The organism is Actinomadura mexicana (assembly GCF_900188105.1).
In the GTDB taxonomy this organism is placed as follows: domain Bacteria; phylum Actinomycetota; class Actinomycetes; order Streptosporangiales; family Streptosporangiaceae; genus Spirillospora; species Spirillospora mexicana.
In genome coordinates this window covers 1-16,921 of record NZ_FZNP01000018.1, presented here as the reverse complement: position 1 = coordinate 16,921, position 16,921 = coordinate 1, and the positions used below count along the sequence as shown (strand labels likewise).

18 protein-coding genes are annotated in these 16,921 nt (G+C 74.3%); 9 read left to right on the top strand and 9 right to left on the bottom strand.

Annotation, left to right across the window (positions count from 1 at the left end; genetic code table 11):
* The first annotated feature begins 54 nt into the window (after nt 1-54).
* From CHC11_RS33435 to CHC11_RS33420, 4 genes are all read left to right on the top strand, one after another.
* Complete coding sequence (locus tag CHC11_RS33435) at nt 55-792, top strand: acetoacetate decarboxylase family protein (RefSeq protein WP_245920100.1); 738 nt, start codon at nt 55-57, stop codon at nt 790-792.
* Entirely contained in the window at nt 789-1,511 is a 723-nt protein-coding gene (locus CHC11_RS33430) for an SDR family NAD(P)-dependent oxidoreductase (RefSeq protein ID WP_089315879.1), read from the top strand. The genes CHC11_RS33435 and CHC11_RS33430 overlap by 4 nt, the downstream gene beginning before the upstream one ends.
* 90 nt (nt 1,512-1,601) lie before the next feature.
* A complete protein-coding gene (locus CHC11_RS33425; RefSeq protein WP_089315878.1) occupies nt 1,602-4,049 on the top strand; it encodes a HelD family protein in 2,448 nt (815 codons plus the stop codon).
* A gap of 69 nt (nt 4,050-4,118) precedes the next feature.
* The gene (locus CHC11_RS33420) at nt 4,119-4,757 is read left to right on the top strand and encodes a TetR/AcrR family transcriptional regulator (protein WP_089315877.1); all 639 of its coding nucleotides are present in this window, start codon (nt 4,119-4,121) and stop codon (nt 4,755-4,757) included.
* On the opposite strand, the gene CHC11_RS33415 is transcribed toward CHC11_RS33420, so the two are convergent.
* From CHC11_RS33415 to CHC11_RS43720, 6 genes are read right to left on the bottom strand one after another with little or no spacing between them, the layout of a single operon-like run.
* The gene (locus tag CHC11_RS33415) at nt 4,754-5,608 is read right to left on the bottom strand and encodes a glycosyltransferase family 2 protein (protein ID WP_089315976.1); all 855 of its coding nucleotides are present in this window, start codon (nt 5,606-5,608) and stop codon (nt 4,754-4,756) included. The two genes, CHC11_RS33420 and CHC11_RS33415, sit on opposite strands and share 4 nt — an antisense overlap.
* Before the next feature lie 23 nt (nt 5,609-5,631).
* Entirely contained in the window at nt 5,632-6,522 is an 891-nt protein-coding gene (locus tag CHC11_RS33410; RefSeq protein ID WP_089315876.1) for a CDP-alcohol phosphatidyltransferase family protein, read from the bottom strand.
* Nucleotides 6,512-7,567 carry an iron-containing alcohol dehydrogenase family protein gene (locus CHC11_RS33405; RefSeq protein WP_179279137.1) on the bottom strand — a complete coding sequence of 352 codons (1,056 nt, stop codon included), beginning with the start codon at nt 7,565-7,567 and terminating at the stop codon, nt 6,512-6,514. The genes CHC11_RS33410 and CHC11_RS33405 overlap by 11 nt, the downstream gene beginning before the upstream one ends.
* Before the next feature lie 48 nt (nt 7,568-7,615).
* The gene (locus tag CHC11_RS33400; RefSeq protein ID WP_089315874.1) at nt 7,616-8,347 is read right to left on the bottom strand and encodes a phosphocholine cytidylyltransferase family protein; all 732 of its coding nucleotides are present in this window, start codon (nt 8,345-8,347) and stop codon (nt 7,616-7,618) included.
* Nucleotides 8,344-8,997: a DUF5941 domain-containing protein gene (locus CHC11_RS43725; protein WP_089315873.1), complete on the bottom strand. Its 654-nt coding sequence runs from the start codon at nt 8,995-8,997 to the stop codon at nt 8,344-8,346. The genes CHC11_RS33400 and CHC11_RS43725 overlap by 4 nt, the downstream gene beginning before the upstream one ends.
* Nucleotides 8,994-9,782, bottom strand: coding sequence for a DUF5941 domain-containing protein (locus CHC11_RS43720; RefSeq protein WP_089315872.1), 789 nt, complete (start codon nt 9,780-9,782; stop codon nt 8,994-8,996). Before CHC11_RS43720 ends, CHC11_RS43725 begins: the two co-directional genes overlap by 4 nt.
* A gap of 84 nt (nt 9,783-9,866) precedes the next feature.
* Here CHC11_RS43720 and ispD point away from each other — a divergent pair, with 84 nt between their 5' ends.
* Both ispD and CHC11_RS33380 read left to right on the top strand, forming a co-directional pair.
* Complete coding sequence (ispD, locus tag CHC11_RS33385; RefSeq protein WP_089315871.1) at nt 9,867-10,568, top strand: 2-C-methyl-D-erythritol 4-phosphate cytidylyltransferase; 702 nt, start codon at nt 9,867-9,869, stop codon at nt 10,566-10,568.
* The gene (locus CHC11_RS33380) at nt 10,565-11,314 is read left to right on the top strand and encodes a glycerophosphodiester phosphodiesterase (protein WP_089315870.1); all 750 of its coding nucleotides are present in this window, start codon (nt 10,565-10,567) and stop codon (nt 11,312-11,314) included. Before ispD ends, CHC11_RS33380 begins: the two co-directional genes overlap by 4 nt.
* 32 nt (nt 11,315-11,346) lie before the next feature.
* On the opposite strand, the gene CHC11_RS43595 is transcribed toward CHC11_RS33380, so the two are convergent.
* Nucleotides 11,347-12,087 (bottom strand): hypothetical protein, encoded by a 741-nt coding sequence (locus CHC11_RS43595; RefSeq protein ID WP_089315869.1) that lies wholly within the window; start codon nt 12,085-12,087, stop codon nt 11,347-11,349.
* A gap of 100 nt (nt 12,088-12,187) precedes the next feature.
* On the bottom strand, nt 12,188-13,240 hold the full coding sequence (locus CHC11_RS33370) for a glycosyltransferase family 2 protein (protein WP_089315868.1): 1,053 nt from the start codon (nt 13,238-13,240) through the stop codon (nt 12,188-12,190).
* Nucleotides 13,241-13,510: 270 nt separating this feature from the next.
* Between CHC11_RS33370 and CHC11_RS33365 the strand changes: the two genes are divergently transcribed.
* The 3 genes from CHC11_RS33365 (at nt 13,511) to CHC11_RS33355 (ending at nt 16,757) form a co-directional block, all read left to right on the top strand.
* On the top strand, nt 13,511-15,178 hold the full coding sequence (locus tag CHC11_RS33365; RefSeq protein ID WP_089315867.1) for an LCP family protein: 1,668 nt from the start codon (nt 13,511-13,513) through the stop codon (nt 15,176-15,178).
* Between the two features lie 69 nt (nt 15,179-15,247).
* Nucleotides 15,248-16,054: a thioesterase family protein gene (locus CHC11_RS33360; RefSeq protein ID WP_089315866.1), complete on the top strand. Its 807-nt coding sequence runs from the start codon at nt 15,248-15,250 to the stop codon at nt 16,052-16,054.
* Between the two features lie 130 nt (nt 16,055-16,184).
* Nucleotides 16,185-16,757, top strand: a complete 573-nt coding sequence (locus CHC11_RS33355) for an RAD23 family protein (protein ID WP_143227414.1) — start codon at nt 16,185-16,187, stop codon at nt 16,755-16,757.
* Between the two features lie 67 nt (nt 16,758-16,824).
* On the opposite strand, the gene CHC11_RS33350 is transcribed toward CHC11_RS33355, so the two are convergent.
* On the bottom strand, nt 16,825-16,921 hold a 97-nt coding region (locus tag CHC11_RS33350), incomplete at its 5' end, for an acyl-CoA dehydrogenase family protein (protein WP_131764087.1).

Sequence of the window (16,921 nt, the reverse complement as noted above, 5' to 3'; positions counted from 1 at the left end):
CTTCCCCGGCTCCGGCGCTTGGCAGCAAAACAAGAACCTGTTCTACTTAGCGGTGTGACAACGACCGCGCAGGCGCACGCGATCCAGGGGGAGCGGGTCACCCTCCCGGTAAGGATCCGTGACGCCGCCGTCGGCTCGGCGATGTTCGCCGTGCCCGCCGGCGCCGCCCAGGACGTCATCGCCTACTCCGGGCTCGCCGTGGCGGAGCCGCTGCCCGGCAGGGCCGTCTGCTCGCTGGCGTTCGTCCGGTACGCCGAGGGCGACCTCGGCCCGTACCACGAGTTCGCCGTCGCGTTCCTGGTGCGCCCGCCCGACGCGGCCCCGTCGCCGGGCGTGCTCGGGCGGATGCGCGGGATCGGGGCGTTCATCCACTGGCTGCCGGTCAACCAGGAGTTCACCCTGGAGGCCGGACGGTCGATCTGGGGCTTCCCCAAGGAGATCGCCGACATCCCCATGGACCTCGCCGGGCGTGTGAAGCGCTGCGCGGTGCGGATCGGCGGGCGGACGGCGATCGAGGTGGCGATCCGCCCCGGCGTGCCGATGCCGGCCGGCTCGGCCGCCCCGAGCGTCGACGCCTACTCCTGCCTGGACGGTGTGACGCGCCGGACCCCCTGGACGCTCACGCCGTCCGCCGTCCGGACCCGTCCGGGCGGCGCGACGGTCGTCCTCGGCGACCATCCGGTGGCGGACGATCTGCGCGGCCTCGGGCTCGACCGGGCGCGGGCGCTCACCACGAGCACGGTCGGGCACCTGCAGATGGTCTTCCAGGGCGCCGAGGAGGTGCGCACGTGAAGCGGACGGCTCTGGTGACGGGCGCCGCGCACGGGCTCGGCGCCGTGGCGGCGCGCCGGCTGGCCGCGGCGGCGTGGGACGTCGTCGCGTTGGACGTGGACGAGATCGGCCTCGCCAAGACGGCGCATCGCTCCCCCAACACGCACGTGCGGGTGTGCGACGTCACCGACCCCGACGCGTTGGCGCAGGTGCTGGCGATGACGGGCCCGGTGCACCGCGTCGTCCACGCCGCTTCGGCCGCGCCGTCCGGGCCGGTTCTGGCGCAGCCCCTCGGCGAGGTGGAGGACGTCCTGCGGCTCAACGTCCTCGGCACCGTCAACGTCGTCCAGGCCACGCTGCCGGGGATGCTGGAACGTTCGACCCGGTCCCCGGAGCGGAGCGCCGGCGGAGCGGAGGAGCCCGGGTCGGACCCGCCCTCGCCGGGGAGTGCCGGGGGTCGCCCCCCACGGGGACGGGCCGGGGAGCTGTTCCTCTGCCCGGACGCCTCCGGCCCGCCCGCGAGCCCGTCCGCCGCGGCCGTGGCCGCCTACGCGGACGCGCTGTGGGCCGAGCACGGCGGGCGGGGCGTGACGCTGCGCTGCGTCCACGCGGCGGCCGGCACACCGCACGGCCTCGTCCTCGACGCGATGGACCGCTCGCTCGCGCGCCCCGCCCAGGGCGTCCACGTACGGGTCGGGCAGGCGCGCCGACCGCTCCTGGCGACGCTCGGCCGACGCTGAGCGCCGCCGGAACCGCATAAGCTGTCTCTTTCGCCTTCGGGGTGCCGGGGGGATGTCCCCGGCATGACACACGCGCGAGGAGCAGCCTGCATGTCGTCCCAGGTCAACGGGCGGCCGACCGGTCCCGGCGGCACGGTGAAGGATCGGGAGATCGCCGTCGAACAGCGCTACGTCGACACCGCCTACGCGCGACTGGAGGAGATGCGCGCGGACGCCCAGGCCATGATCCGCGAGGGCTACCGCCAGTCGCTCGCCGGCACCAAGGGCTCGCTCGTGGACCGGGACGCGATGGTCCACCAGGCGGCCCTGCGCGTCCAGGCCCTCGACGTGGCCGACGACGGCCTGGTGTTCGGCCGGCTCGACCTCGCCTCCCGCGAGGTCCGCTACGTCGGCCGCGTCGGCGTCCGCACCGGCGAGCACGACTCCCTCGTCATCGACTGGCGGGCGCCCGCCGCCGAGGACTTCTACCGCGCCACCCCCGAGGACCCGCGCGGCGTCGTGCGCCGCCGCGTGCTGCACTCGCGCGGCCACACCGTCGTCGACCTGGAGGACGACCTGCTCGACCCGGAGGCGTCCGACGGGATGACGGTCATCGGCGACGGCGCCTTCCTCGCCTCGCTCGCCCGCACCCGCGAGGGCGCGATGCGCGACATCGTCGCGACGATCCAGCGGGAGCAGGACGAGGTGATCCGCGCGCCCGCCGACGGGACGGTCCTCGTGCGCGGCGCCCCCGGCACCGGCAAGACCGCCGTGGCGCTGCACCGCGTCGCCTACCTGCTGTTCCGGCACCGCCGCCGGTTCGGATCCCGCGGCGTCCTCGTCGTCGGCCCGAACCGCCGGTTCACCGCCTACATCGAGCGGGTGCTGCCCTCGCTCGGCGAGGGCTCGGCGACCCTCCGCTCGCTCGGCGACCTCGTCGACGGCGTCACCGCGACCGTCCACGACACGCCGCGGCTCGCCCGCGTCAAGGGCGCGGAGGCGATGGTGACGGTGCTGCGGCGCGCCGTGGCCGACCATGCTCCCGGCGCCCCGGACGAGCTGCGCGTGGTGTTCAGGGGCGTCGTCGTCACCCTCGACCGCGCCCGCCTCGACCGCATCAGGAACGAGGTCCACCGGCGCAGCCGCGGCAGCGTGAACGCGGCGCGCGGCAGGGCCGCGGAGATGCTCCTGGACGCCCTCTGGCACCGCTTCGGCGAGATCGGTGGCCCCGAGGCGGCCGAGGCCGAGGAGGGCGCCGAGGCCGGCCTGTGGAACGCGATCCTCGCCGCCGACGGGCTGGGCTCCCTCGACGAGGAGCCCGCGCGCGGGAGCGGCGGCGGCAACGGCGACCCGAAGCGCGCCCGGTTCGACGCGCGGGTCCGCGAGCAGCGCGCGTTCACCGACTTCCTCGTCGCCTGGTGGCCGATCCGCGGCCCGCTGGACGTGCTGCGCTCGCTCGGCGACCCGGCCCGGCTGCGCGCCGCCGCCGGACGCGACCTCGACCGCGCCGACGTCGGGCCGCTGGCCGCGTCCTGGGCCGGCGACGGCGCGCCGCTCAGCTACCAGGACGTCGCGCTGCTGGACGAACTCGACGCGCTGCTCGGCTCCCCGCCCCGCCCGTCCCGCCGCCGCAGGGCCCCGTCCGAGGACGACCCGTTCGTCGTGGACGGCGTCAACATCCTCACCGGCGAGGAGGTCGCGGACGAGACGTGGGAGCCGGAGATGCAGGAGCTCACCACGTCCATGGAGCGGCTGGAGCGCTCCCGGCGGGTGGACGACGGCGTGGTCGAGGAGCGCCCCGAGTACGCGCACCTCGTCGTGGACGAGGCGCAGGACCTGTCCCCCATGCAGTGGCGGATGCTCGGCCGCCGCGGCCGCCAGGCGAGCTGGACGATCGTCGAGGACCCCGCCCAGAGCGCCTGGGAGGACCTGGCCGCCGCCCGGCGGGCGATGGAGGCCGCGCTCGGCGGCGAACGCCCCTCGTCCCGGGGCCGCCGCCGGAACCGCAAGGCGTCCCCGCCCCGCGCCCGGCACGAGTACGAGCTGACCACGAACTACCGCAACTCCACCGAGATCGCGGCGGTCTCCGCGCGGGTGCTCGCCCGCGCGCTGCCGGAGGCGAGGCCGGCCCGCGCCGTCCGCACGTCCGGGATCGAGCCGGTCGTCCAGGTCGTCCCCGAACCCGGTCTCGGCTCCGCCGCCCGCGCCGCCGTCGAGGAGCTGCTCGGCCAGGTCGAGGGCACCATCGGCCTGATCGTCCCGCTCTGCCTGGCGGAGTCCGGCGGCCAGGCCTCGCTGTTCGGCGAGCCCGCCACCGCCTGGGACGCCGCCGACCGCGACCGGCTCGGCGCCGGACTGCCCGAGCGCGTCCAGGTGCTGGACGTCCTGGAGGCCAAGGGCCTGGAGTTCGACGCGGCCGTCATCGTGGCGCCCGAGACCGTCGCCGCCCAGTCCCCGCGCGGGCTGCGCGTGCTGTACGTGGCGGTGTCGCGGGCCACGCAGCGCCTGACCGTCCTCACCGCCGACCCGCAGTGGAGGGACGCGCTGATCACCGGCTGACGGGACCCTCCGCCGATCTGCTCGGGGTTAGGCTGGCGCTGCCCCATCCGCACGGGTGAACGGAGATCGATGAGCGGCCGCAATCCCGCACCCAGGCGCAGCTACGCGGGCCGGTCGGCCGAGGAGCGCCGCGCGGAGCGGCGCGACCGGCTGCTGGCCGCCGGGCTCGAACTGTTCGGGACGCGCGGCTACGCGGCGACGTCCATCGAGCGGCTGTGCGCGACGGCGAGCGTGTCGACCCGCAATTTCTACGAGGAGTTCTCCGGGCGCGAGGAACTGCTCACCGCGCTGCACCGCGGCATCAACGAGCGCGCCGCCGAGGCCGTCTCCGCCGCGTACGCGCAGGCGGCGGGCGCCGGCTTCCCGGCCCGCGTCGAGGGCGCCGTCCGCGCGTTCGTCACCGTCACCGCGAGCGACCCGCGCTGGGCCCGCATCGCGTTCGTCGAGGTGATCGGCGTCAGCTCCGGCCTGGAGCGGCACCGCTTCCGCTGGCGCGGCCAGTGGGAGGACGCGATGCTCGCGCTGGTCCGCGAGGCCGCCGCCCGCGGCGAGGCCGTCGACCGCGACCACCGCCTCACGATGATCGCCGTCATCGGCGCCGTGAACAACCTCGTCCACCACTGGTCGGCCCGCGACCAGAACGTCCCCCTCGACGACATCACGACCGAACTGACCCACCTCATCGTGGCGGCCGTGACCACCCCTTAGATGATCGGGGGGCGGCCCGTGCGGGTCATGCGCCAGGCGGTGCGGTAGGAGATGGGGCGGCGGGGGCCGGCGGGCTTGCGCCAGCCCTCCAGGAAGCCCTTGAACCAGGGCTTGAGGGCGCTCGGCTTGCGCTCGCGCAGGACGGTCATGCCGACCCACACGGTGAGATAGGTGAGCGCCAGGGGCCACGGCAGGTTGCGGCGGGCCAGCCACACGCGGTTGCGGGCGTTGTAGCGGTAGAACATCGCGTGCCGCGTGGGCAGGACGGCGGGGTGGAACATCACCGCCGAGGCGTCGTAGACGATGCGGTAGCCGGCGTTGAGGATCTGCCAGGCGAGGTCGGTCTCCTCGTGGGCGTAGAAGAAGTCCTCCGGGAGGCCGCCGCCGGCGTCGAACGCGGCGCGCCGCATCGCGCAGGCGCCGCCGAGGAACGTGGTGGCGGCGGACGAGCGCTCCGGGTCGCCCGCGCGCAGCCGGGGGACGTGGCGGCGCTCGCCGCGCCCGCCCTCGGGGTCGCGGACGCGGAACGAGACGACGCCGAGGTCGGGTTCGGCGGAGAACCGGTCGCGCAGGTGGGCGCCGAGGCGGGGCGAGCGGTACCAGCCGTCGTCGTCCAGGAAGAGGATGACGTCGCCGCAGGACGCCTCCACGCCGCGGTTGCGGCCGCCCGGGATGCCGAGGTTCTTCGGGAGGCTGAGGGTCTTGACGCGCTCGTCGTCGAACGGCGGCGCGCCCGCCGCCTCGCCGACGGGGTCGGCGCCGTTGCCGACGAGGACGACCTCGACGTCCACGTGCTCCTGCTCCAGGGCGCTGCGCACGGCGCGGGCGAGCTCCTGCGGCCGGTTGCCCATGGTGAGGACGACGACGGACAGTTTCACTTCAGCCTCCGGGAGGCCAGGATGCTGACCAGGTGCAGCAGGGTCTGGAGGACGGCGACGGCGGCGACCGCGGCCATCAGGACGCGGACCGCGACGGGGTCGTCCGCGCCCGTGAGCGTGTCGATCACGGCGGCGGCGAGGATCAGCAGCGACAGCTCGACCGCGCCGATGATGCGGTGGAAGCGCAGCATGGACGCCGCCTGCCGGGCCAGCGCGATGCCGGTGGAGCGGGGCCGCAGCGCGCGGTCGCCGCCGGTCGGGTCGGCGGGCAGCCCGGACTTGGCGCGGGCGACGACGACGTTGTCGGTCTCCGCCTTGATCAGCGCGGCGCCGAGGGCGGCGAGCAGGCCGAGCTCGACCCAGCCGCCGTTCTCCCAGCCGCCCTGCGCCATGAAGCCGAGCCCGGCGAGCAGCGACACCTCCGACAGGTAGTGGCCGATCCGGTCGAGGAACACCCCGGCGACCGACGTCTGCCGCAGGTAGCGGGCGACCTCTCCGTCGACGCAGTCGAGCAGCAGGTAGACCTGGATGAGGAACGCGCCGGCGAGCGCCGTCCACAGCGGGTCGGCGGGCAGCGACACCGCGACGCCGGCGAGGACGCCGCTGAGCATCATCAGGTAGGTCAGCTGGTTGGGGCTGAACCCGAGCCGCAGCGCGATCCACCCGAAGAACGGGGACAGGTCGCGCATGTAGAGGCGGCCCGCCCAGTGCTCCTCGTTGCGCCGGTCCTTCAGACCGGGCGGCTGGCCGTACCGGCGGATGTCGGCGATCCTCGCACCCTTGCGGTGCGGCCGGTGGTCGTCGCCCGGGGGCTCCGCGGCACCGGACGGTTCGGGGGAGCCGGGGGGCTGCGTGGAAGGGTTCTGCCCGGACAGCTCAGCCTCCATGGGCCTGGACATACTCGTGCACCGCCTTGCGCGTCTCGTCCTCGTCGAGGCTGAGGTGTTCCAAGATCGTATAGCGGCCGGGACGGGTCTGCGGGGCGTACCGCACCGCCTCCGCGAACTGCTCGGGGGACAGCCCGATGTCGGCCGGGAACCGGGGCAGTCCGTGCCGTCCGAGGCAGGTGAGGATCTCTTCGAGCCGCTCGTGCCCCGTGCCGAGCCGGGTGGCGCGCAGGTGGTAGCAGAACGCGGCGCCGATCCCGGCCAGCTCGCCGTGGTTGGCGGTGTCGGGGAAGAGGTGGTCGATCGCGTGCAGGATCTCGTGGTCGCCGCCGGACGCCGGGCGGGAGTCCCCGGCGAACGCCATCGCCATCCCCGACAGCACGAGCCCCTCGGCGAGGACGGTCAGGAACCGGTCCGAGTCGATCGTGCCGGGCTGGTGCAGCAGGGCCTCGGCGGCGGTGCGCGCCACGGTGAGCGCCATCCGGTCGACCCGCTCGCCGCACTCGTCGGCCGCGAGGAGCCAGTCCTCCACGGCGGAGAAGTTGCTCACCACGTCGCCGATCCCGGCGCGGACGAGCCGGTCGGGCGCGGCGCGCACGTAGTCGAGGTCGACGATCATCGCCAGCGGCATCACGACGCCGAACGAGCCCTTGCCCTTGTCGTGGACGAGGGAGGCGACCGGCGAGCAGATCCCGTCGTGCGACAGGTTCGTGGCGACCGACACCATCGGGATGCCCGACAGCGTCGCCGCGTACTTGGTGGCGTCGATCGTCCGGCCGCCGCCGATGCCGACGACCGCCTCGTAGGACCCGGCGCGCAGCCGGGAGCCGAGGCTGACCGCCGCGTCCACGGTGCCGCCCTCGACGTGGAACACCTCGCAGGCGGACAGGGACGGCCGGACGTGCTCGGCGATCTGGTCGCCCTGGCCGGGGCCGACGGCGATCGCGACGCGCCCCTCGGTGACGATCCGCCTGTCGGCGAGCAGCTCGCCGAGGGTCGCCACGGCTCCGCGCCGCACGTCGATGGACAGCGGCGCGTTCAGCATCCGCGTCAGCAGGGGCATGGGCCTCCTCGCGTCGTGCCGGGCGTGCGGTCAGTAGCCCTTGGCGATCCGGCGGGCCTTCTCCAGGTCGTCGTGGTCGTCGACCTCGACCCAGGCGACCTCGCCGATGGGCGCGGCGCCGATGCGGCCGCCTCGGTTCACGAGCTCCTGGTAGCCGTCCTCGTAGTAGAGGTCGGGGTCGCCCTCCCAGGTGGCCTTGAGCGCGTCGGCCAGCGGCCCGGCGGCGGCCGGCTCGATCAGGGTGGCGCCGATGTACTCGCCGTTCGCGGTGGCGGGGTCCATCAGCTTGGTGATGGTCCGCAGGTGGCCCTCACCGTCGAGGATCACCTTCATCTCCTCGTCGGCGAGAGTTTTCACGTCGTCCACCGCCAGGAGGATGTCCGGTCCGCGGTTCGCCAATAGGGTCTTCTCGACGCTCACCGGATGGACCGTGTCGCCGTTGACCATCAGGACGCCCTTGGAGAAGTGCTCCCGAGCAAGCCACATGGAGTAGGCGTTGTTCCACTCCTCGGCCTTGTCGTTGTGGACGAGCGTGAGCGACACGCCGTACCGCTCCTCAAGGGCCGCCTTGCGCTCGCGCACCGCTTCCGCGCGGTAGCCGACGACGATCACGACGTCGGTCAGCCCGACCTCGGCGAGGTTGCCGAGGGCGATGTCGAGGATGGTGGTCTCGCCGTCCACGGGGACCAGGGCCTTGGGGAGGGTGTCGGTGTACGGCCGCAGCCTCCGGCCCGCGCCCGCCGCCAGCACCATGCCGATCATGCTCTCTTCTCCCTCTCGCCGTGGGGACCGTCCCCCACACCCCCGGACAACTTCTTCGTCAGGTCGATCGTCACTCCGCCGGCGCGGCCGTGCCGCGCCCACGTGGCGGCGCTCTCTCCGCCGGACAACACGCCAAGGTAGGCGGCCAGCGCCGCGTACGCGAACGGAAGCGGCGCGAACACCCCCGCGAAGGCCGTGAACAGCATCCGGCCCTCCCAGCCGAGCCCGGCGAGGCGGACCCACCGCGGCGGCCGGCGCCCCTGGCGGGTGCGGTAGGCGGCGTCGTAGTGGTGGAGCGCGAGAACCGTGAGCAGCACGTAGACGAGCGGCGCCGGGACTGCCCGCGCGTCCCCCAACACGGCGAGGTAACCATACTCGATCCCGCGCAGAATGGGCGGAACCAGCCAGTCCAGCCGCCCGGCGTGCGGGTTCTCGGACGCCGGCCCGGCCAGCAGCAGCACGACGAGCGGCGCGAACACCGCCGGTTCGGGCCCGAGCCGCGTTCCGGGCTGCGGGCCCGCGGCGAGCAGGACGCCCGCGGCGGCCGCCGCGAGCACGGCGACCGGCAGCGGCGGGAGCCTCCCGCCCGCCACCCGGCCGAGGGCGTGCGACAGCGGGCCGTCGTCGCGGTGGGTCCGCACGGTCGTCATGGCGCCAGCGACCTCGCCACCCGTCCGCCCAGGGTCAGCGCGGCGGCGGCCGAGCCCCACGCGAGCAGGGCGGCGAACGTCAGCCGCGCGTCGGCGAGGGCGGCGGTGAGGGCGATCAGCGCGAACCGCTCGCCGAGCGGCAGCCGCAGGCTCTTGGCGGCCCGCCGCGCGACCGCGCCCCGCAGGGACCGGCCGCGCCGGGACGGACGGGGGCGGCGCGCGTGCCGGCCCGCCGCGTACGAGGCCGAGACCGTGTGGCGGACGGACAGCAGCGCCGCCGCGCCCACCGCCGGCCACCACGCGCTCCCTCCGGAGGCCGCGGCCCCGGCCGCCAGGCCCGCGTAGACGGCGAGCTCCCCCGCGCGGTCGAGGACGGCGTCCGGGCGGACGGCGAACGGGCTCGCCCGGCGGCCGAGGCCCGCACCCGCCTGCCCGAGGACGAGCGAGGCGGCCAGCATCAGCGCGCCGGCGACGAGGCCGCTCCGCGCGCCGGCGGAGAACCACACCGCCGCCAGGCCCGCGAGCGCGAGCGAGGACGCCGACACGGCGCCGGCGGTGACCCCGCGCTCGCCGGCCCACCGGGCGACGGCCGCGGCGCAGGGTCCGGTCAGGTACGCGGCGACGAGGCCGTCGCCGGGCTCGGCGCGGCCGCGCGGGCGCGCGCCCTCCTCATCTGCATCCACGGTGTCCACGGCATCGGCGGCCTCTCGATCCGGGCGGGTGATCGCGGGGTGGTCCGGTACGTTGAGCGCGACCGGCCGCTCACGCGCGGGCGCCTGATCCATCGGTGCCTCCGGGCCGGTCACAGAAGCTGGAGCAGTGCAAAGCGTAGTGGATCGACTACGTCGAGTCATGGAAACCGGGAAGAGATGGCGACGCGGACGGTTGCGGTGGTGCTCGCCGGCGGGGTCGGCGAGCGCATGGGCGCCGGGCGCCCCAAACAGCTCATGGAGGTCGGCGGGCGGCCGATCCTGGCGCACGCGGTCGGCGCGTTCGACGCCCATCCGGGCATCGGCGAGGTCGTGGTGGTGATGGCGCCCGGGCATCTGCGCGAGGCCGCCGCGATCACCGCGCCGTTCGCCAAGACGGCGGCGGTGATCGAGGGCGGCGCGACCCGGACCGCGTCCACGGTGGCGGCGCTGCGCCTGCTGGACGACCGTCCGGACGACGTCCGCGTCCTGTTCCACGACGCGGCCCGCCCGTTCGTCGACCGCGCGGTCATCGACCGCGTGCTGGGCGCGCTGGACGCCTGCGAGGCCGTCGCGGTCGGCGTGCCGTCGTCCGACACGATCGTGGTGGTCGAGGACGGGACGGTCGCGTCGATGCCGCCGCGCGAGACGCTGACCCGGTTCCAGACGCCGCAGGGGTTCCGGCTCGGCACGATCCGCAAGGCCTACGAGCTCGCCCTCGCCGACCCGGGGCTGCGCGCCACCGACGACTGCGGGATCGTGCACCGCTACCTGCCGGGCGTCCCGATCCGGGTCGTGGCGGGCAGCGAGCGCAATCTCAAGGTCACCCAGCCGCTCGACGCCGTCATCGCCGAACATCTCGCCAGCGAGGAAGCACCGTGATCTTCGAGAACACCCCCACCGTCATCGGCCACCGCGGCTTCGGCTCGGGCGAGGTCACCCCGCCCGGGGCGCGGGAGGCCGTCGCCGAGAACACGCTGCCCTCGATGCTCGCCGCGGTGGAGGCGGGCCTGTCCTGGATCGAGATCGACGTGACGCGGACCGCCGACGACGTCCTCGTCCTGCGGCACGACCCGACGACCGTGGACGGCGACCACCTGGTCGACCTGCCCGCGACCGCGAGCGGCCTGCCGCGGCTCACCGAGATCTTCGACGCGCTGCCGGCGGACGTCGCGGTGGACGTGGACGTCAAGACCGTGCTGGAGGACGCGCTGGACGAGCCGTCCCGCCGCACCGGGGCGCTCCTGGCCCCGGTGCTGAGGCGGGAGGCGGAGCGGCGCCGGCTGCTCGTCACCTCGTTCGACCCGTCGCTGCTGATGTTCCTGCGCGAGGAGGCGCCGGGCGTCCCGCTCGGGCTGCTGACGTGGCTGCGGTTCCCGCTGTGGCACGCCGTCCCGGCCGCGGCGGGCCTCGGCATGGACGTCGTCGCCGTGCACACCGGGTCGTGCGGCACCGAGCACCCCGACACCCGGCTGCGGCCGCTGGAGCACTGCGTGGAGATCGCGCACAAGGCGGGCCTGGAGGCGGTCGCCTGGTGCCCGTCGGCCGAGGCGGCCCCGACCTACGCGGCGGCCGGGTTCGACGCGATGGTGGTCAACGACGTCCCCGGCGTGCTCGCGGCCGTCTGAGGCGTCGGCGGCAAGGCGCCGGTGGCGGGAGGTCAGCTCGGGCGGTTGCCGCCGTACATCTGCGTCCACTCGCCCGGGGGCTCGTCGTCGTCCGAGCCGCTCCTGGCGGGCGGCTCGGGCCGGGCGTTCTCGGCGCGCCGGGCCGGCGGCAGTGGAGGCGGGTTCGAGTCGGACGGCCGCCCGTGCGGCTGAGCGGGCGGCTGCCCGTACTGCGGCCCGCCCTGCCAGGGCGGGCCCTGTCCGGGCGAGGGAGGCGGCTGCGGCGCTCCCATGGGCGCCTGGGCGCCGTGCATGGGCGGCGGGCCCATCGGCGCGGGCGGCGGTCCGCCGAAGCGGGGCGCGGCGGCCGTGCGGGCCTTCCACCGCGACGGCGCGAGCGAGGCGACCAGGAGCGCGACGCCCAGCAGCAGGAAGATCCCGTAGGGGGCGAGCGTCGCGTAGCCGAGGTAGAGCTCGCGGCCCAGCAGATCGCGTCCGGAGTGCCCGACCGCGAAGCGCGGCGACGCGAGCCAGAGGACGCCGATCGCCGTGTAGGCGGCTCCCGGGATCAGCGAGGCGAGCGGCGAGACGCGCGACCCGGCGGCCAGGCCCACCAGCACCGCCGCCACCAGGACCACCGCGGCGCCGATCCAGCGGTCCTCGCCGCCCCGGGTGAAGAAGTACCGGAAGTACTCCGTGAACTTGGTCGTGCTGTACATCAGGCACAGCGCGATCACGGGGGTCACCACGAGCCCGATCAACACGCCCAGGCCGTGGCGCGCTCCGTTGGACATGGCCACCTCCGTACTGCGGCGGGCGAGATCCCGCCAAACCTAACGGTCGGACGGGCCGCGCACCATGGCGGTTCGGTGGTGGTCGTACTTTTTTGTCCCGCTACTGGATGGATTCGCCGGGTTTGATCGGAGCGGGCTGACCGAGCCGAGGCGGGCTGGTCAGGAATCCGACACCCCAGGTCACGTGCATGGTGGCGAAGACGAGCGGGAGCCGGATCCAGGCGGCCGGGGGCAGCCCGCGCCCCTCCACGGCGGCACCGGCGATCATCGCGGCCGCGTACCCGCCGGGCAGGATCCAGCCGGGCCAGAAACCGAACAGCCCCGCGACCACGCCCGCCGCCATCGCCACGACGGCGATCGGCGGCGCGAGGTAGCGCAGGTTGAGCGTGCCCTGGTGCTCGCGCCCGACGACGCGCCGCCAGCGCCCGGTGTGGAAGTACTGCCGGGCGAGGGCCCGCAGGTTGGGCCGGGGCCGGTAGGTGACGCGCATGCGGGGGGTGAAGTAGATCCGGCCGCCGGTCTGCCGGATGCGGTGGTTCATCTCCCAGTCCTGCGCGCGGGTGAACGTCTCGTCGTAGCCGCCGACGCGGTCGAGCGCGCTGCGGCGGAAGGTGCCGAGGTAGACCGTCTCCACCTCGCCCGCCTCGCCGCCGGTGTGGAAGCGGGCGTTGCCGACGCCGAGCTTGGAGGTCATCGCGCGCGCCACGGCCTTCTCGAACGGGGTGACGCCCTCGGCCGCCATGATCCCGCCGACGTTGTCGGCGCCGGTCTCCTCCATCGTCTCCACGGCGGCGCGCACGTAGTCGGCGGGCAGCAGGGAGTGCCCGTCCACCCGGACGATGATCGAGTACTGCGACGCCTTGATCGCGATGTTGAGGCCCTGCGGGGTGCGCCCCGTCGGGTTCGCGACGACGATGACGCGCGCGTCCTCGGCGGCCAGCTTGCGGGCGATCTCCTCGGTGCGGTCCCGGGACGGCCCGATGGCGAGCACGAGCTCCAGCTCGCCCGGGTAGTCCTGGCTGAGGATGCGGCGCACGGCGTCGGTCAGGTGGCGCTCCTCGTTGAGGACCGGCATCACCACCGAGACGGCGGGCCACGTGCGCTGACCGGAGTCGGGAAGGGGCTTCACGGCGTAGCGGGTTTCCTGGTTCATGGCGCGCTGGGCATGGGGAGACGAATTCATGTGGGCTCGCGGGCGCACCCGTCCGGCGGACCGGAGGGAGGCGCCCCTTCCTCTCTCTTGCTCGCTTGTCTGACGCAGCCCACGCCACCCAGGTTTGCGTGCGGGCCGCCGGGGTGTGGTCAAGACGGCGCCACGTTACTGCAAGGACACGAGGTCCAGGTAGCGAACGGACGGGTGTCCCCCACTTTAGAGTGGTGTGGACTCGCGTCAGCACGTGATCATCGGGAGGCGGCGGCCGGCATGGCAGACGGGCACGACTCGGGTCGCGGCGACGCCGACCCCCTGGAGCGCTATTTCCGGCCGCGTCCCGGCGCCCACGCGGCCGAGGACGACGGCGACATCGAGGGCGTGACCATCGACGGGATGCCCGCGCCGCGCGTCCCGGTGGAGAGCCCGCGCGGGCCGCGCCGGCCCGGCCGGGGGCTGAGCCCGCGGGCGGCGACGAGCGCGCGGCGGCAGAAGCGCTTCCTCACCCTCACCGGGACGGCCTCGGCGTTCGTGCTGCTGACCTCGGGCGGCGCGTGGGCGTTCCAGAACTACGTCACGGGAATGATCGACAAGGTGTCGGTCGGCGGGCTCGGCAAGGGCCGGGACACGCCGAAGGGCGCCATGACCATCCTGGTGGCGGGCGTCGACCGGCGCGAGGGCCTGACGAAGGAACAGCAGAAGGCGGCCAAGCTCGGGCACGAGGCGGGCGAGCGCTCCGACACGATGCTGCTGGTGCACGTGTCCCGCGACCACGACGGCGTGTCGGTCGTGAGCCTGCCCCGCGACTCCTACGTGACGATCCCGGGGCACCGGTCGAACGGGTCGGAGGGCGCCAAGGGGACGCGGGTCCCGGCCCGTCCGGGCAAGCTGACCTGGGCCTACCAGTTCGGGGGGCCCGACCTCACCGTCAGCACGGTCAAGCAGGCGACCGGCGTGTCGATCGACCACTACGTCGAGGTGAACTTCTACGGGTTCGTGCGCATGGTGGACGCGATCGGCGGCGTGGACGTGTGCACCGAGCAGGCCGTCGACGACAAGAAGAGCGGACTGCGGCTCCCGGCCGGCAAGTCGCACGTGGACGGCCTGAAGGCGCTCGCGTTCGCCCGCGCCCGCTACTCCCTGACGGGCGGCAGCGACCTCGGCCGCATCGACCGGCAGCAGCAGTTCATGGCGGCGATGATGAAGCAGGCGCTGTCGACGAAGACGCTCGGCGACCCGGTCAAGTCCACGAGGTTCCTGAACGCCTCGCTGAAGTCGCTGCGCGTCGACGAGAAGCTGGCCGACGACCTGCCGGGGCTCGCCGACCAGATGAAGAACCTGTCGACCGACGACCTCACGTTCGCGAACGTGCCGCTGTCGAACCCGGCCTACGACGCCGTGCTGTGGAACGCGCCGTCGCCGCAGTCGACCGTCCAGTGGGACCAGCACAAGGCGCGCGACCTGTTCACCCGGCTCCGCCGCGACCAGCCGCTCGCGACGCAGAGCCCGAAGCCGAGCTCCACGCCGACGAAGAAGACCGGGGACGAGCCGACGGTGCCGCCGGGCGACATCTCCGTCCGCGTCCTCAACGCGATCGGCACCCGCGGCCTGGCCACCAAGGCGGGCGGCGAGCTCCGCGAGGCCGGCTTCAAGGTGACCGTCGTGCCGGGCGTGGCGCGGCGCGGGCAGCAGACGACGCAGATCCTCTACGGGCCGGGGCGGGAGGACTCGGCCCGGACCCTCGCCGCCGCGATCCCGGACGCCAAGCGCAAGAAGGTCTCCTCGCTCGGCTCCCAGGTGCAGGTGATGGTCGGTGCCGACTGGGACGGCGCGGACTGGGCCGGCGTGAAGGAGGTCGAGGTGAAGGAGTCGCCGAGCGCGCCGCCGTCGGGAGGGTCCGCCATCGAGACCGGCACGGCCACCCAGAAGCTCTGCGGCTGAGCCGGGGCGTCCGCGCCGCCGCCCCGCCTTCTAGAATGCGTTTCTAGTCGCGAGCGGGGAGGAAGCAGCATGGGCGAGGACGTGCCGGCCGGATCGTTCTACGAGCCGCTCGGCGGCGGGAGGTTCGCCTCCACGCCCGCGACGGCGGGCCCCTGGTCGCCGGGCCTCCAGCACGGCGGGCCGTTCTCGGCACTCATCGGGCGTGCCTTCGAGCGGCACGAACCCGTCCCCGGCACCCGGCTGGCGCGGGTGACCGTCGAGATCCTCAGCCCCGTGCCCGTGGCGGAGCTGGAGGTGGGCGTGCGCGTGGTCCGCCCCGGCAGGCGGGTCGCCTTCCTCGAAGGCGAGATCACGCACGAGGGGCGGCCGGTCGTCCGCGCGAGCGCCTGGCGGATCATGGCGGCCCCCTCCCGGCTGGAGCCCGTCGTGCACGCCGCCGCGCCGCCGGACCTGCCCGGGACGCCGGAACCCTTCGGCGAGTGGGCGGGCATGCACCGGGACGGCTACCTGTCCGCGATGGAGTGGCGGCTCGTCCGCGGCGCCTTCGGCGAACCCGGCCCGGGGACGGTCTGGGCGCGGCCGCGGATACCGCTGGTGGCGGGCGAGGCCGACACGCCCCTCGTCCGCGCGCTGACGCTCGCCGACAGCGCGTCCGGCGTCGGCAGCCAGCTCGATGTGGCCGAGTGGCTGATCATCAACACCGACATGACCGTCGCGCTGCACCGCGACCCCGTGGGCGAGTGGCTGTGCCTCGCCGCGTCCCTGGACGCCGCCCCGGGCGGCAGCGCGCTCTGCCAGGGGACGCTCGCCGACCGCTCCGGCGAGCTCGGCCGCGTCCTGCAGACCCTCCTCGTGGACGAGCGCCCGCCCGGCTGAGCGCGGCCCGGCCGGACACGGCCGAGAATGGCCTGGTCAACACCCTGTGTCATCATTCTGCTACGGTGGGTAGCGCCCGGGCGTCAGAGAGCACAGAGAGCAGAGTTCCCACCTCGTCAGGAGTGCAGAGATGTCCACAAGGATTCTCGGCTTGCTCACCACGACCGCCGCCATCTCGGTGGCGCTCAGCGGCGGCGTCGCCGCCGCGAGCGTCGAGCGCACCGCGCCGCCGCCGGCCCCGCCGCAGGCGAACGCCCCGTCCGGCACGAACCCGGCGTTCGACATGGATCCGTTCACCATCAACTCGGTGTCCGACCCGGCGCCGGACCCGAATGCGGCGGCCAACGCCGAGCCGAAGCCGAACACCGCACCGGAACCGAACGCCGCGGCGCCCGAGTCGCCGCCCAGGGGGAGGTCCGAGGCCAAGGACGGCACCGACCTGAAGGCCTGCGAGGACGCGGAGTGCCAGGTCGAGATCAAGGACGGTCAGACGATCACGTTCGACCGCAAGCTGGGGCTGGACCCGCTGCACATCAAGATCGACGGCAGCCGGGTGACCTTCTCCTCGCGCGGTCGCAACGGGGTCATGATCACCTCGATCGACGCGGCCTGGTCCCGCTCCAACGCGACCTACAACAACCTCACGCTGCGGCCGCACCGGGCCAAGAACGGCGCCATGATCCTCGACATCTCGCACGACTGATCCGACTCACGGCGCTGAAACCGAGGGGCGGGCCGCACGGCCCGCCCCTCGACCGCGCCGCCGCGTGCTACTTCAGGAGCTGGCGGGCCATGACCATGCGCTGGATCTGGTTGGTGCCCTCGTAGATCTGGGTGATCTTGGCGTCGCGCATCATCCGCTCCACC

Excerpts from the sequence above, each read along its gene's own strand:
- CHC11_RS33425 (WP_089315878.1), top strand. The coding sequence starts at position 1,602 with ATGTCGTCCCAGGTCAACGGGCGGCCGACCGGTCCCGGCGGCACGGTG.
- CHC11_RS33420 (WP_089315877.1), top strand. The coding sequence starts at position 4,119 with ATGAGCGGCCGCAATCCCGCACCCAGGCGCAGCTACGCGGGCCGGTCG.
- CHC11_RS33415 (WP_089315976.1), bottom strand. The coding sequence starts at position 5,608 with ATGGGCAACCGGCCGCAGGAGCTCGCCCGCGCCGTGCGCAGCGCCCTG.
- CHC11_RS33410 (WP_089315876.1), bottom strand. The coding sequence starts at position 6,522 with ATGGAGGCTGAGCTGTCCGGGCAGAACCCTTCCACGCAGCCCCCCGGC.
- CHC11_RS33405 (WP_179279137.1), bottom strand. The coding sequence starts at position 7,567 with ATGCTGAACGCGCCGCTGTCCATCGACGTGCGGCGCGGAGCCGTGGCG.
- CHC11_RS33400 (WP_089315874.1), bottom strand. The coding sequence starts at position 8,347 with ATGATCGGCATGGTGCTGGCGGCGGGCGCGGGCCGGAGGCTGCGGCCG.
- CHC11_RS43725 (WP_089315873.1), bottom strand. The coding sequence starts at position 8,997 with ATGACGACCGTGCGGACCCACCGCGACGACGGCCCGCTGTCGCACGCC.
- CHC11_RS43720 (WP_089315872.1), bottom strand. The coding sequence starts at position 9,782 with ATGGATCAGGCGCCCGCGCGTGAGCGGCCGGTCGCGCTCAACGTACCG.
- ispD (WP_089315871.1), top strand. The coding sequence starts at position 9,867 with ATGGCGACGCGGACGGTTGCGGTGGTGCTCGCCGGCGGGGTCGGCGAG.
- CHC11_RS43595 (WP_089315869.1), bottom strand. The coding sequence starts at position 12,087 with ATGTCCAACGGAGCGCGCCACGGCCTGGGCGTGTTGATCGGGCTCGTG.
- CHC11_RS33370 (WP_089315868.1), bottom strand. The coding sequence starts at position 13,240 with ATGAACCAGGAAACCCGCTACGCCGTGAAGCCCCTTCCCGACTCCGGT.
- CHC11_RS33365 (WP_089315867.1), top strand. The coding sequence starts at position 13,511 with ATGGCAGACGGGCACGACTCGGGTCGCGGCGACGCCGACCCCCTGGAG.
- CHC11_RS33360 (WP_089315866.1), top strand. The coding sequence starts at position 15,248 with ATGGGCGAGGACGTGCCGGCCGGATCGTTCTACGAGCCGCTCGGCGGC.
- CHC11_RS33355 (WP_143227414.1), top strand. The coding sequence starts at position 16,185 with ATGTCCACAAGGATTCTCGGCTTGCTCACCACGACCGCCGCCATCTCG.